The following is a 13817-nucleotide window of genomic DNA, read 5'->3' as shown; positions in this document are numbered from 1 at the left end:
CATATTATGAAAAAGTATTTACAGACAACACATATGTTGGATTATAATTGCCATGAAATACAGCAGTTGGTGAAGAACAGAAAGTGGAAAGAAAAAGATAAATTTCAAAAAGTTCTTGAAATATACAATTTTGTCAGAGATGAAATAAAATTTGGCTATAATATTGATGATACATTACCTGCGAGCAGTGTACTAAAAGACGGCTATGGACAGTGTAATACTAAAGGAACTTTGTTTATGGCTTTACTTCGAGCCGTTGATATACCTTGTCGAATTCACGGTTTTACAATCAACAAGGAGCTGCAGAAGGGCGCTATGACAGGCTTAATGTATAAGATTGCGCCACAAAATGTTGTGCACAGCTGGGTAGAAATTTTTTTTGATGGAAATTGGTTCAATTTAGAGGGGTTCATTCTTGATGTTCCATATTTGAGTAAACTTCAAGATAAGTTTTCTGAATGCAAAGGAAGCTTTTGCGGATATGGTGTAGCAACTAATGATTTCAAAAATCCTCAAATTGATTGGAATAAAAATGATACTTATATACAAAAAGAAGGTATTAATCAAGATTTTGGCGTATTTGACTCGCCGGATGAATTCTTTAGCAAGTACAGTCAGGAGCTATCGCCGCTGAAAAAATGGTTTTATCAGCATATTGGGCGTAAGCTTATGAATCAAAATGTATCAAAAATTAGAGAGAGAGCAAGATGATGAGAAAGCAGGAGGCGGAAAACGGTTGAGGATTACAATTAGAATTGACAATTTATAATTTAGTACCGCATTCTTGACACTCTTTATTTATAATAGAATATTCTTTTTCTTGACATCGACATTCATGAATGTCATAATTATTTTTAGGAGATGATAAGAATGCCTCGAACACCTGAACAAAATAATCAAATCAGACAACAACGTAAAAATCAAATTTTGGGCGCTGCCTTTGAGGTGTATACCGAAAAAGGATTTCAAAGTATGGAAATGGGCGATGTTGCTCAAAAAGCTGATATTGGGCGAGGGACTCTTTATCATTATTATAAAAATAAGACCATGCTGATGAGAGACGTATTTGCCTTGAAACTTGAAGAAGCCAAAATTACCGCAGCAAAAACTCTTAGTACTGACCAAAAGCCAATCATCCGCTTGGAATCCTTTTTCCGTCAAGAATTAATAGCACATCTTCATCACCCTTTACGGTATCGTTTTTTTAAATATTTCTTTGAAGACGTTCATGAAGTCTATGCCGACAGTGCAGAAAAAGTTCTTCAGGACTTTGAAACAAATAATTATCAACCATTAATGACTACTTTTCAACAAGCAATAGACGATGGAACAATTAAGGCAATGAATCCGACCAGGTTGACACAGCTTTTTTGGGGAGCTTTCATAGGTATGCCTGCCTATATTGATAACAGTGATTTTTTGCAAAATCCGCAAGAATGGATTGAAGATGCAATGACGATTTTATTTGATGGCATTAAAAAGCATACCTAATTAATAATCACCCCATAGGAAGCTGCAGATACAATACCTGGATTTAAAGAAGAAAGTTACCGCGGGAAAATTGGTTATGACTTAGACCGGAAGTACAGGGGGCTGCTTTAGTTTGGTATAAAAATTATGATATATAGAATTACATTAAATGAGGTGACTTGATGCTGGATCTTAGATAATAAACAATATACTATTTATATTTTGTATACGAGTGCTCTCTTTTTGCACTTTTGTTGTGGATAGATGAAAGATAAAAATTGATAATAAATTTTGGAGGATTGAGATGAAAATAAAAATGGAATTAGGAACGGAACGTCTTAATTTGAGACCATGGAGAATTGAAGATGCACCTGCTCTATATAAGTATGCAAGCGATCCAAAAGTTGGACCAATCGCTGGTTGGCCGGTTCATACTGACGTTGAGTTCAGCAAACAAGTCATTAAAGATGTATTTTCAACAGATGGAATTTACGCAATAGTTCCAAAAGGCCAAGAAGAACCTATCGGTTGTATTGGTTTATTAATAGGCGAAGCGAGTGATTTTGGTATTGGACCAAACGAAGGAGAAATCGCGTATTGGATAGGTGTTCCTTATTGGGGTCAAGGTCTTGTACCAGAAGCTATGAGAGAATTAATGCGCTATTCTTTTAATGACTTAGGACTTAAGTCACTTTGGTGCGGATATTTTGAAGGAAACGAAAAATCAGTTCGTGCTCAAGAAAAATGTGGATTTAAATATCACAGCACTAACCTAGATAAGCCTTGGCCATTAATGGGCGATATACGTACAGAAATTATTACGTGTATCAACAAGGACGAGTGGTTAAATCAAGTATCTCCTAGTGAATAGTTGTATTAAACCTAACAAGTTTATATCAGCTTTGATTTTGTTAACGCCGGTTTATTTTTGGCCACCTACTAGTTAATTATAGCCCGGCGCTGACAATTTTAGGTATTCTATGTAACCCCCCTGTGTTAGATTGGATTTTTCAGATAGTTTTGTCCATCCAAAATGCAAATTGATATAAATTCTTTTTGTGAATTGCTTATTTCTATGATGGATGGGGTTATGCTACACCAATATTATCAATATTCTTCAAGCGTTAATCTCATAGACATATTTAGTTTAATAAATAAAATGATTGAAAAACTTTTAACTTAGGAGAGTTATATATGTTTGAAAATAAAAATATAAAGTTGCGAAAATTATCAACTAGTGATTACGCCACTTATCATGATTGGCGTAACGATATAGAGGTCATGAAAACGACTAGTCCTCAACTTGACATATACACTTTAGAAGAAACAGAACAATTTATTTCAATGATTGCTTCTCAGTCTGCTTCTAAAGGTTATATGATTGAACATAAAGAAACTGGAAAAACTGTCGGTATTGTTTCTTTAATAAACATAGATTATAAGAATCGTTCTGCCGAATGTATTATTGACATTGGTGCAAGAGATATGTGGGGTAAAGGCATTGGAACAGAAGCTATGTCTTTAATACTTGAATTTGCATTTAATGAATTAAATTTACATCGAGTATATTTAAAAGTATTTTCTTTTAATGAAAGAGCAATAAAACTCTATGAAAAAATGGGATTTATACATGAGGGTAAATTTCGACAAGCACTTTATCGTACAGGAAAATGGCATGACATTGTCATTATGAGTATTCTGAAAAATGAATACAACCAATAAACTCAAAACGCTAAAGTAACCTAAAAAAGCAACCGTTTAAAGCATCCCTGTCAATGGGAGCTTTAGACGGTTGCTTTAATATAGTTGCTTACTTACGTACATTTTATTGCCTACTAGGATTAGTGGGAAGCTAGGGGACGCTCTTCTTGCTTCTCTTTTAAAATACTTCAATGAAGCAAAACGGACGTTTCTGCCGCTTCCTGTAAATAAAAATATTGAAAAAATTTTAAAAAACATGTACAATTAATCAAGAGGTGATCGTAAGTGAACGAAGTTGAACGTTTGAAAGAGATAATGGATATAATATATCGTGAAGAGACAGTTAAATCGGAGGATTTAGAGAAAAGATTCAATGCATCATCAGTTACAATAAGGCGAGATTTAGAAAAACTAAAAAATAAAGGATTAATTATTCGCTTTCGTGGCGGAGCAATGATTGCAAAGGCAAAACTTGGTCATGAGCCATCTTTGGATGAACGCGAATCTAATAATTTACAAAAAAAACGGTTAATAGGTTTGAGGGCTGCAGAACTGATTTCTGAAGGAGAAGTAATAGCTCTAGACGTAGGTAGTACAACTTTAGAAATTGCAAAGGCATTGAGATCTCGTAAGAATATTACGGTTTTTACGCCAAGTTTGCCTATTGCCAATGTTTTTTATAATACCAATATTAATGTTTATTTAGTGGGAGGGTTACTGCAGCAAAAAGAAATGTGCTTAGGTGGACCTATTGCTAGAAGTGTTATTCGTCAATATCATTTTGATAAATTTTTTCTTGGAGTAGCAGGAATAGATGAAAATTCTAATGTGACTGATTTTGGAATGGATGAAGTTGAAACTAAAAAAGCTTTTATAGAAAGATCAGCTGAAGTGTTTGTTGTAGCTGATTTTAGTAAATTTGGGAAAAAATCATTCATTGAAATTTCAAATTATCCGACCATCAAAAATATTATTACTGATTGTGATGCTAATTCTCAAATACGAATGAATTTGCAAAAGAGAGGGGTGAATGTGATTATTGCTAATTCTGATGAGAAATAGTTTTCATAAATAATAATTTGTCGAGGAGGGTATTTGTGAGTAAAAAAGTCGCTGTTCTGGGGAGTAGTGGTGGAAACCTTTATAACTTGGGTGGTAAAGACCCCAAGAGTTTACTTGGTGAACTGATTCGACAAATCAAGAAAGCTAATCTGGAGATTGGCGCAATACAGTTTATCGCTGCAGACGCTTCCATGGATAATGTTAAACCAACGACATCGGCAAGTTTATGGGCATGGAATGGGGAAAATATTGAAATTATTTTCACAGGAACATTAAAAGAGGTTAATGAACGTGCTGCTGTTGAAGACAAAGCAATCGCTAAAATGATTGAGGAAAATGGTATTGATGGATTGATTTTAGCAAGTGCTGATCCAGAAGGAGCTAACAAAGAGACATTAGGAATTGCGGCTAAGAAAAAGCTCGTTGCGACAGGCACGGGTGGTACGTCAATGGCTAAAATTCAATCTATGGGAGTAAATGTTGTAGCAGTATCAGGCACTACTGGAACAACCAATCGAACCAGAGCTATTGCCAATGTATTTGCGCTTGCTAAGCATTGGGAAATTACCTATCATCCTGCAATTGGTGATGCTGGAGCAGAAAGTGCGGCTCAAGGAAATGTTTGGTCCAGAATAAGCGTGCGCGGAATTTTGATGGCATCTTTACCTGGCTTTATTACGATGGCTCTTACCTTAATCCTAAGTAAAGTTCCAGGGTTAGAATCTTTTGAAAAAATATTTGAAACTATGATTGGAACTTTGCCTGTTATTGTTGCGGCAATTGCGGCAAGACAAGTATCTGGGCTAAATGAAGTTGCAATTGTAGCAGGTGTTGTGACTGGAACTTTATCGGTTAGTGGAGGACTAATCGGCGGTATTATTGGTGGTATTATTGCGGGGATATTAGTGCAATACCTATTACTGAAGTGCTTGAAGTTTAACTTTCCGGCTACGACTGCCAATATTGTTGCTGGTGGTATCTCAGGATTAATTGCAGGTTTAAGTATCCATTTCTTTATCGGTCCTCTTGCTCAAATGGCCGGAGATGGAATTCGGCAACTGATTGATACAGCCTTGAGTATTAGTCCGGTGTTATGCGGAGCTGTTGCGGGCGCTTTGATATGGCCTGCGATTATTGGCGGGATGTATCATGGGGCAATTTTACCGATTGTATTACTTGAGATGGAAAAAGCAGGGAATAGCTTTTTGGGAGCTATTGATATGGTTGGTCTAGTTATGGTCTCTGCAGGCATAACATTAGCGAATATTGTGTATCCACGTGTAAAAGACGACAGAGCATTAGCGACGCCAGGATTTTTAATTAATGTTGTTTTCGGCACATTTGTGGAAGCGTCATATCCATTCATGTTTTCAAGCAAAGTAACATTTGCAGGCGCATTAATTTCAGCTTGTATAGGTGGTGTTTTTGTCGGATACTTTAACGTCAGGGGGACGGCCTATGTTCCTGCTCTTGTTGCACCTACATTATCGACAAACTGGGGTGGCTTTATTATCAGTATGTTAGCTGCTATGACCTGTGGATTCTTATTCACCCTTTTTGCAAACAAAATAAATAGAATCAGCGATAAAAAGAAAAATACTATTTTAGCATAATGCAAGATATGGAGGAAAAAATGATTAAAGCAGATATGAATAGGAAAATGGAAATTGCGCGTAAAAAAGTATGGGATGCAATTCATGCACATGGAGGAACTACTTTGTTGTCAACCGGGATTAGTGGCGATGATGCTAGAATGGCTAAAGCTGCTATTGAAGCTGGTGCAAGAATGTTAGAGCCTAATCATCCTGCAGTTGCTTTAGCTAGAGGTTATAAAGGCGTGACTAATATGCATGCGGCAGAACAAATCAGACATGAAATACCCTTACAGGAGATGGCAAAAGTGACATCTGGTGTGAGACAAGTTGCAGGTAATGATATTTATATAACAGTTGGAATTCCTGGTGGTTTTACCGAAGTTATGCCAACTATTCTTTCAGATGAAGATTTTAAGTTAATGTCGCTAGCTGGTGCTGATGGATTACATGTACACAAGACCGATTTAAAAGATCTGGAAGAGGTCGTCGAAAGAGCGCATAAATATGGACTGTTAATTGATGCTTATATTGGACGGTCAAGCGATTTACATCCTTTTGGAATACCGGCAGATACTCCAGAGGAAGTTGCTAAAGTTGCCAAATTAATGGAAAATATGGGGGTTGACTTTATTGGCCTCATGACAGGTATGAGCTATGAAGGCACTAAAGCTGGAGAGATTCCCGTTATCATTCAAGAGAGAATTCAAGCCTTGGTTGAATCTGTAAAAGTACCTACGTTAGCAGAAGGTGGTATTAATATCGTTAATCAAAAAGCTTTTCGAAATACAGGTATCAATATTTTAGTAGTGGGTACTGCAATTGATGATATGGCAGAACTTGCAGTCCGCGAAGCCGTTAAAAATTTTATTCCATAAATATTTCAAAGGTAGATGTTGAGATATGATTAAACCAATACAAAAAGAGCTTACATCGATGTACGCCGGCTAGCAAACACTCGAATATAAGCCCCGAAGAGAGGAAAATGGTGATTTCCTCTCTTCGTCTTATTATAGCATTATTATTTAATGTTTAGAAAGCAAAATATAATCTTTAGAGAGTATCGCCATGGGGGAGGTTTCATGGAATCCTTATTACCAGATTATCATCTTCATACTAATCTTTCGCGTGATGGAAAAGAACATGTTGAAAAGTTTATACGTAAAGCAATAATCCTAGGTATGAAAAGCATATGTATAACAGATCATCAAGATTATGATTACACTCGTAAAAAATTTCCATTGGATTTTAAAATGTATTTCCGGGAGATAGAGGAATGCAAAAAAAAATTTGACAAAATTATTGATGTTAGAGTAGGCGTTGAAATGGGATTAGAAGTAAATTTGGAAGATCAAATCAAAGAAAATATATTAAATATCCCTTTTGATTTTGTAATTGGATCATCTCATATGGTAAATGGAGAAGATCCTTTTTATCCAGAATTTTTCTTGAATAAAAATGAAAACCAATGTTTTGAAGAATATTTTAAAAATATAAATACCAATATAGATATTTATGATAACTTTGATGTGTATGGACATTTAGATTATATTATTAGATATGCACCTGAGAAACAAAAGAACTTCTCATATAAATTATTATCTGATATTATAGATGAAATTCTAAGCAAGCTAGTAAAAAAGGGAAAAGGGTTAGAAGTTAATACTTCAGGATGGAGATATGGATTGCCATTTTTTCATCCACAACCTCAAATTTTAAAGCGATACAGAGCATTAGGAGGCGAAATTATAACAATCGGATCAGACGCGCATTACGCTAAGCATCTAGGATATAAATTTGCTGTTGCGAGAGAAATTTTGAAAAATATAGGATTTAAATATTATTCTGTATATCGAAAAAGAATACCTGAATTTATAGGTTTATAATATTATTGATCTGCCATAGCCCTAAAGGAAGCTAGGGGACGTTCTTCTTGCTATTTATGACATCCATGACAGTCAAGTGAAATTGTTATACTAAAGTCTAGTAGAAACCACCTGATGTTTTGCTTATATAGCATACACCAGGTGGTTTTTTTATTGCCAGGCGGGGTTGAGGTGACGCTTGCGTAATAGAATTGAGAATGTATGATAGAGTGATGAAAATTGCTATAATAAAGATAGATAAAAGATTGTTAATCAGTCAGTTACGTTTGGCGGGAGGTGTGTGAAGAAGGGACATGGATCTGTTAATAACAATATTGCTGCTGCTTTTCTGCCTGCTATTTTCCAATATCGTCAGCCATTACGTTCCGTCGGTGCCGACAGCGCTTACGCAAATCGCCATTGGCATCGTGCTTGCGGTTATAAATAAGGGTATTTCCTTCGCAATAGAAACAGAATGGTTTTTGTTGCTGTTCGTCGCACCGCTGTTATACAACGACGGCAGCCGTTTCCCGCGCGAGGAATTGTGGGAAATGCGCTTGCCGATTCTGGGGAATGCCATTGTGCTGGTTATCTTAACAACGATCGGCGGCGGCTACTTTATTCACTGGCTGATACCCGGCATTCCGCTGACTGCGTCCTTTGCCCTGGCGGCTATTTTATCACCCACCGATCCTGTGGCTGTAAACGGGATTGCCAAGCGTATTCGAATTCCCCAGAAGGTATTGTCACTCGTACGGGGAGAATCGCTAATCAATGATGCATCGGGCCTGGTTGCCTTCAATTACGCAATAACAGCGGTCGTAACAGGTTATTTTTTGCTGCATGAGGCAATTCTGGATTTTTCCTATAAATTTTTGGCAGGGGCGATAGCCGGTCTGATTCTGGGCTTTCTGGTAACCTGGCTGCGGTTTGCGTTGCGCAGACAAGGCATCGCCGACGTAACCTTTCATTCGCTGCTGCAGATACTGACGCCATTCGCCGTCTATATTATTACGGAAGATTTTTTGCACGCTTCCGGCGTGATTGGCGTAGTGGCAGCCGGGATTGTGCATGCCCTGGTGAGAGAACGGACAGAAACTATGATAGCGGAAGAGCAGGTACTGACAGAGAATATCTGGTCCATTGCTTTGTTTGTGCTAAATGGCGTGGTATTCCTGTTGTTAGGATTAAATATTCCCTCCTCAATGGCGGAAGCAGTGGCTGATCCAAGCTTGAACAACTACCTGATTATCGGCTATGTTGCTGTAATCGGAACCGTTATTTTAGGCATCCGCTTTATCTGGTCCTATCTATTTTTTTATGCTGACTATTATCATGGCAGTAAAGCGAATGACGCCGTTAAACCCGATTTCCGCACGAATCTAATGATCAGTCTGACCGGAGTACGGGGCGCCGTTACTATGGCAGGCGTACTTTCCATACCCTTTTTTTTAGCGAATGGAGATGAATTTCCGCAGCGTTCGCTTATTCTCTTTCTCGCAGCCGGCGTCATTCTTTTCACTTTAATTGTGGCAACGCTGTCTTTGCCGGTTTTAAGCAAAAAAGAAGCCGGTGTAACGGAAGCCGGGGAAGAAACGGAGTTAAGCGATGCGAAGAGGAAAATTCTGTTGGAAGCGATTAAATGGATTCGACTGGAAATGAATGATGAAAATCGATTCGCAGCGTATGAATTGATTGATGAATATAAGAACAGGCTCAGGCATATCCAATCAGAACAGAGGCCGCATGATGAAAAAATATCCGAAATACGGTTGATGGCATTGAAAAAAGAAAGAGAATATATACATGCTGCCATGGCCAGGCAGGAGATAAGCGAAGCGGTGTTTGACTCCTTTGAAAAATCGTTTGACCGCCGGGAAGAAGCTCTCTCCGCCAATGTAAACTCCGGATTAATGTATCTCATTGGCAGGATGATCAGAAACTGGCGGCATTACAGAGGCAGTTCCGGCAAAACGGTCCGGGTTTTGGCTGCCGCTAAATTACGTATCGGCAATGACATCCAGGTAAAGGCGCTGCAGGCCGCCTATGAATTTTTGGAGAAATATGCCCGGGAGCATGACCGGGTCAATATGGTTTATCCGGTCATGATGAATTATAAGCAAATGATTGAGCGCCTGGAAAACCCGGATAGACAAAGCAGTGAAGAGAGAAAAGAGCAAAAAGAAGACCTGCGCATGAGGGTAATAGACATAGAACGCTCGGAAATCGGCAGAATGTTTGAGACCGGGGAAATTACCAGGGAACAGGCAAAAGAGCTAAGAAGATTTGTCAATAATATTGAAAGTGTTGTATTGTACGAATATGTTGAATAACGGGTTAATCATATTAACAAATAAATGATTTGTATGTGGAGACTATATGAAATCTAGCTGATTGGAACACACCAAAGGCTGAGAACAGAAGCGGTTCTTGGCCTTTGTTTTTTTCAGCCCTTTAATAGCTTTTTTTTACTCTCCTAGACTAAGTCTGGGAGAATTTCTGCTAAGGGGGGCGTACATTTACACGATAAGATGGGGTATTTTGCCCCCTCCCTGGTATTGGGGCGGGAATGAGCAAATGAGGGAAATCATTGGGTAGAATAGCTTTTTAAAGGGAAATATATAAATTGGTAATATTTTAACTCCTACCGATACTGGTATTAAACTGCGGGATTATCATTCTGTTATTTTCATGTATCTATAAGCGTTTACACGTGAGAAAACAAATGGAGGAGGTTAGTTCAATGGGAAATTACACAAGGGAAGAATTAGAGGAAGCACTCCGAGCCATAGCCTCGACAATCAGAAAAATCGAGAAAGTGCAGGAAAAGCCGACGCTCGGGAAATCGCAGGAAACACTGATTGAGAGAAGATTGAAAGCGATGAAGATTGCTTTGGAATTGATATCCCGTGAAATGGAGAATGCTTGAACTATGTGGAAATGCCCTAAATGTGGCCGGGAGTTCAAAAACATGGAGCAAGACCATTACTGCGGCGAACCGCCGAAGACGATAGATGCATACATCGCCTCTCAAGCAGAGAACATTCAGCCCCGTTTGCGCGAGGTTTATGCGACGATAAAAGCTGCGCTTCCAGACGCATCGGAGAAAATCTCGTGGCAGATGCCGACGTTCTGGAAAGGACAAAACCTTATACATTTTGCGGCGTCCAAGAAACACATCGGCTTGTACCCCGGCGGTGAGGCGATGACTGTTTTCGTAGATAAGCTAACGGATTATAAGACGAGCAAAGGAAGCATTCAACTGCCAAACAACAAGCCACTGCCGTTTGAACTGATAAGAGAAATCGCGCTGTGGTGCGGGAAGGAGAATGCGAAATGAGCAGATACCGGAGAAGCTCTCCGACGACTAGAGGCGGCATTAGCAGAATTTGAGTTATTTAGGTGATACGATATAGCGGAAAGATTCTCTAGTTTCCTGTAGTAGTAAAATTTATGGGAAAAGGTAGGGGTCGAGCTTGCCTTGTACTTGGTTATATATTTTGCCGTTAGTAATGACACAGAGAACCATATCATTGGTAACAACAAAAACACCTGCCAGATTTGTATTAATTTGGCAGGTGTTTTTGTGCTTTTAGGGAAGTAATATGTTTTGTAAGGGCAATGGTTGGCGAGAGTTGAAACTGTTGTAATGGAGACTATATCATGCGAAAAACAAGTAAGCGAACACAGCGACTAAAATTAGCTCAACAATGGCTTATAAAATACGAAGGGAAAAATATTGTTAAAAGTTATAGAAAACATTTTGGAGTTGACATATTGTGTGCTATTACGGAACTTCAGATATTGGGTATAACGTTTACTAATGAATACATTAACAGTGTAAAGAAAACGATTGAAGCTAATAGAATAAAACGGCAAGATAAAAAACAGGAGAATTTAGCATGTGCTGACTTTGATAATACATTTTATTATATTGCCGGATATACTTCTGGCGGCGCCCCTTACGGTATAACATGGGAAGAAGCGGAACAGCGGGTTGACAAAGATGAAGACGGAACTGGCATATGTTTATGAAAATAAAAGACTTGGTTACTGAAATGGAAATGCAGATGGATGAATATAGGACTTTGCGATGGCAGCGAAGGAATCGTCCCGATGTTTCCAAATGACTGAGATGAGGAGGCGTTCGAATGAAAACTATCCTGAAACCCTGGGTTAAACTGAAGCAGACCATCGATCATGAGGACTATGTTATGATTCAAGAGCTTCAACATTATTGCACTCAAGAAGACCAAATCACATTAAAACTTGAACTCGATTATAAACTTGGACTCACTTCTGAAAATGGTAATATTAAAACCGTAAATGAATTTATGTATTTTGATGGACAACAGCTAATTGGCTATATTGGACTTGGTAGCTGGGGCGCTGGGACGCCGATAGAGGCAAATGGCATGGTGAGTCCCGAATATAGACGCCAAGGCGTTTTTAAAACATTAAGTGAACTGGTTATCGCGGAATGGAAACGAAGAAATTCTGGTAATATGCTTTTATTAACTGACAGAAAGTCAATTTCCGGGCAGGCGTTTATTCGAGAAACTGGAGCACAGTATAAACATTCAGAATATGAAATGTATCTTAAACAAGTCGATGTAGAACCACTTCAAAGGCAATTATATGGGATTACTCTGAGAAAAGCGACCAACGACGATGCTTGCGTTATTGCACAACAAAATAGGATTTACTTTAACGAAGAAGTTCTAGATTGCAAAAACAGTCTAAGTGATAATGAAGGAGAAAGCGTTTTTGCAGAAAAAGAGACGACTATATCAATATCTGATATGATACTGCCCGAAGAGGAAGAAAAGCGGGGAATGAAGATCTATTTAGCCGAAAGAGATAGTCAAATCATTGGAAAAGTTCATCTTCAGTTGCTCCAAGGGATTGGTGGAATCTATGGCTTAGGAGTATTGCCTAAACATCGTGGAAAAGGGTATGGACGCGCAATCTTGATTATGGCAATTGAGAAGTTGCAAGAAGCAAAGGCGAGAGAGATTATGCTTCAGGTGGCTGCAGAAAACTCTAAAGCTCTCAATCTTTATACTTCCTGTGGCTTTAGCGAGATATCGACAATGGATTATTATGAAATTAGTGTATAAGCGGCATCTGATAGCCTTGCCTTTTGCAATTAGGGCGGCTATGAGACAAAATTGAGCAAAAACACCGTGCTATCCTTATGCTCCAGCTGCGGCGGCACGATCAAAGGAGAAGCTAGGCTGGACTTTCCACCACATCAGTCAGGTCTTTTGTCTGTCAAGCGCAGCATTTCTAAACGTGGAAGTCCGGACTTGCGCAAAACAGGTTTTGAAATCATCAACAGCATATGGAAAGCCAAGCCTTCTCACGACAACGCTGTTTATACTTTCATGCAGAAAAAAGATGCTGAAGGAAAGCCAGTTAAAGTAGCAAAAATCGCAGGTTTAAACTAATTTCTTCGGATTTATTATGCCTTTTTTCACCTTGTTTCAGTAATTTGCCTCTTGACAATGCTTTACAGGTTTTAATTAGCTGGTCTTTGAACCCTTGACCCCAACTTAAAAAGAAGCATATCTTGTCCAGCGACAAAGAAATGCTTCTTTTTAGTTTATTAATGTTATAAAACTAGCTACCTTATTTGCCGCACGAGAAAGGCACAATAGTAATTGGGCAAGGAGCTGCATTGACTACTCCATAGCTGACGCTGCCAAGCACTCCACCTACCACTGGATTCATTCCCCTGGATCCCATTATTATCATACGGATACCAGTTATTGCGCACCCATCTTGTGTAGGATTGTCACCAGTCGCCTCAAGGCATACCTGTTCTTTAGCATCCCCGATTCTTAATTTGAGATCATACTCAACCCCGGCATTGCGCAAAATCTCTTCAGCATCGGCTACGGTTTCACGAAAAAGTTGTTCTTGATAATCGCGGATGGTAGTATCCGAAAAAAACATTTTGGTATGCATGGTCTGGAAGCTAGGTTGAATATTTAGGATAACTATTTTTTCTTGCATCAGCTTTGCCATATTGATAGCTAAGTGTAATGCTTCAGTAGCATTTTTCGATCCATCAAAAGGAACTAAAATGTTTTTTTTCATAGATAATAACTCCTAATTTTACTTT

The 13817-nt window shown here is 38.5% G+C and carries 15 protein-coding genes; 14 read left to right on the top strand and 1 reads right to left on the bottom strand.

Going from position 1 to position 13817, the window contains the following annotated elements; translation table 11 throughout:
- The first annotated feature begins 6 nt into the window (after positions 1 to 6).
- The 14 genes from SRRS_RS16740 (at position 7) to SRRS_RS16675 (ending at position 13140) form a co-directional block, all read left to right on the top strand.
- Entirely contained in the window at positions 7 to 711 is a 705-nt protein-coding gene (locus tag SRRS_RS16740; protein ID WP_371362120.1) for a transglutaminase family protein, read from the top strand.
- A gap of 159 nt (positions 712 to 870) precedes the next feature.
- A complete protein-coding gene (locus SRRS_RS16735) occupies positions 871 to 1491 on the top strand; it encodes a TetR/AcrR family transcriptional regulator (RefSeq protein ID WP_371362119.1) in 621 nt (206 codons plus the stop codon).
- A gap of 283 nt (positions 1492 to 1774) precedes the next feature.
- The gene (locus tag SRRS_RS16730) at positions 1775 to 2341 is read left to right on the top strand and encodes a GNAT family N-acetyltransferase (RefSeq protein ID WP_371362118.1); all 567 of its coding nucleotides are present in this window, start codon (positions 1775 to 1777) and stop codon (positions 2339 to 2341) included.
- A gap of 323 nt (positions 2342 to 2664) precedes the next feature.
- Positions 2665 to 3192, top strand: a complete 528-nt coding sequence (locus SRRS_RS16725; RefSeq protein ID WP_371362116.1) for a GNAT family N-acetyltransferase — start codon at positions 2665 to 2667, stop codon at positions 3190 to 3192.
- 264 nt (positions 3193 to 3456) lie between these two features.
- A complete protein-coding gene (locus SRRS_RS16720) occupies positions 3457 to 4233 on the top strand; it encodes a DeoR/GlpR family DNA-binding transcription regulator (RefSeq protein ID WP_371362114.1) in 777 nt (258 codons plus the stop codon).
- 35 nt (positions 4234 to 4268) lie between these two features.
- Entirely contained in the window at positions 4269 to 5846 is a 1578-nt protein-coding gene (locus tag SRRS_RS16715; protein WP_371362113.1) for a PTS sugar transporter, read from the top strand.
- A gap of 20 nt (positions 5847 to 5866) precedes the next feature.
- The gene (locus tag SRRS_RS16710) at positions 5867 to 6703 is read left to right on the top strand and encodes a thiamine phosphate synthase (RefSeq protein ID WP_371362112.1); all 837 of its coding nucleotides are present in this window, start codon (positions 5867 to 5869) and stop codon (positions 6701 to 6703) included.
- Positions 6704 to 6907: 204 nt separating this feature from the next.
- The gene (locus SRRS_RS16705; RefSeq protein ID WP_371362111.1) at positions 6908 to 7711 is read left to right on the top strand and encodes a histidinol-phosphatase HisJ family protein; all 804 of its coding nucleotides are present in this window, start codon (positions 6908 to 6910) and stop codon (positions 7709 to 7711) included.
- A gap of 293 nt (positions 7712 to 8004) precedes the next feature.
- Complete coding sequence (locus SRRS_RS16700) at positions 8005 to 10023, top strand: Na+/H+ antiporter (RefSeq protein WP_371362110.1); 2019 nt, start codon at positions 8005 to 8007, stop codon at positions 10021 to 10023.
- A gap of 410 nt (positions 10024 to 10433) precedes the next feature.
- A complete protein-coding gene (locus SRRS_RS16695) occupies positions 10434 to 10619 on the top strand; it encodes a hypothetical protein (RefSeq protein ID WP_371362109.1) in 186 nt (61 codons plus the stop codon).
- A 42-nt stretch (positions 10620 to 10661) separates the two neighbouring features.
- On the top strand, positions 10662 to 11030 hold the full coding sequence (locus tag SRRS_RS16690) for an iron chaperone (protein ID WP_371362108.1): 369 nt from the start codon (positions 10662 to 10664) through the stop codon (positions 11028 to 11030).
- A 323-nt stretch (positions 11031 to 11353) separates the two neighbouring features.
- Positions 11354 to 11725 (top strand): hypothetical protein, encoded by a 372-nt coding sequence (locus SRRS_RS16685; RefSeq protein WP_371362106.1) that lies wholly within the window; start codon positions 11354 to 11356, stop codon positions 11723 to 11725.
- 116 nt (positions 11726 to 11841) lie between these two features.
- A complete protein-coding gene (locus SRRS_RS16680) occupies positions 11842 to 12810 on the top strand; it encodes a GNAT family N-acetyltransferase (protein ID WP_371362104.1) in 969 nt (322 codons plus the stop codon).
- A gap of 51 nt (positions 12811 to 12861) precedes the next feature.
- Positions 12862 to 13140, top strand: a complete 279-nt coding sequence (locus SRRS_RS16675) for a hypothetical protein (RefSeq protein WP_371362103.1) — start codon at positions 12862 to 12864, stop codon at positions 13138 to 13140.
- Positions 13141 to 13321: 181 nt separating this feature from the next.
- Here the strand turns inward: SRRS_RS16675 and SRRS_RS16670 are convergent, their stop codons facing one another.
- Positions 13322 to 13792: a universal stress protein gene (locus tag SRRS_RS16670; RefSeq protein WP_371362101.1), complete on the bottom strand. Its 471-nt coding sequence runs from the start codon at positions 13790 to 13792 to the stop codon at positions 13322 to 13324.
- Positions 13793 to 13817 lie beyond the last annotated feature (25 nt).

The organism is Sporomusa rhizae (assembly GCF_041428845.1).
GTDB classification, from domain to species: Bacteria; Bacillota; Negativicutes; order Sporomusales; family Sporomusaceae; genus Sporomusa; species Sporomusa rhizae.
This window is presented reverse-complemented; position numbering and strand designations above follow the sequence as displayed.

Excerpts from the sequence above, each read along its gene's own strand:
- SRRS_RS16725 (WP_371362116.1), top strand. The coding sequence starts at position 2,665 with ATGTTTGAAAATAAAAATATAAAGTTGCGAAAATTATCAACTAGTGAT.
- SRRS_RS16685 (WP_371362106.1), top strand. The coding sequence starts at position 11,354 with ATGCGAAAAACAAGTAAGCGAACACAGCGACTAAAATTAGCTCAACAA.
- SRRS_RS16740 (WP_371362120.1), top strand. The coding sequence starts at position 7 with ATGAAAAAGTATTTACAGACAACACATATGTTGGATTATAATTGCCAT.
- SRRS_RS16730 (WP_371362118.1), top strand. The coding sequence starts at position 1,775 with ATGAAAATAAAAATGGAATTAGGAACGGAACGTCTTAATTTGAGACCA.
- SRRS_RS16700 (WP_371362110.1), top strand. The coding sequence starts at position 8,005 with ATGGATCTGTTAATAACAATATTGCTGCTGCTTTTCTGCCTGCTATTT.
- SRRS_RS16695 (WP_371362109.1), top strand. The coding sequence starts at position 10,434 with ATGGGAAATTACACAAGGGAAGAATTAGAGGAAGCACTCCGAGCCATA.
- SRRS_RS16680 (WP_371362104.1), top strand. The coding sequence starts at position 11,842 with ATGAAAACTATCCTGAAACCCTGGGTTAAACTGAAGCAGACCATCGAT.
- SRRS_RS16735 (WP_371362119.1), top strand. The coding sequence starts at position 871 with ATGCCTCGAACACCTGAACAAAATAATCAAATCAGACAACAACGTAAA.
- SRRS_RS16690 (WP_371362108.1), top strand. The coding sequence starts at position 10,662 with ATGGAGCAAGACCATTACTGCGGCGAACCGCCGAAGACGATAGATGCA.
- SRRS_RS16670 (WP_371362101.1), bottom strand. The coding sequence starts at position 13,792 with ATGAAAAAAAACATTTTAGTTCCTTTTGATGGATCGAAAAATGCTACT.
- SRRS_RS16705 (WP_371362111.1), top strand. The coding sequence starts at position 6,908 with ATGGAATCCTTATTACCAGATTATCATCTTCATACTAATCTTTCGCGT.
- SRRS_RS16710 (WP_371362112.1), top strand. The coding sequence starts at position 5,867 with ATGATTAAAGCAGATATGAATAGGAAAATGGAAATTGCGCGTAAAAAA.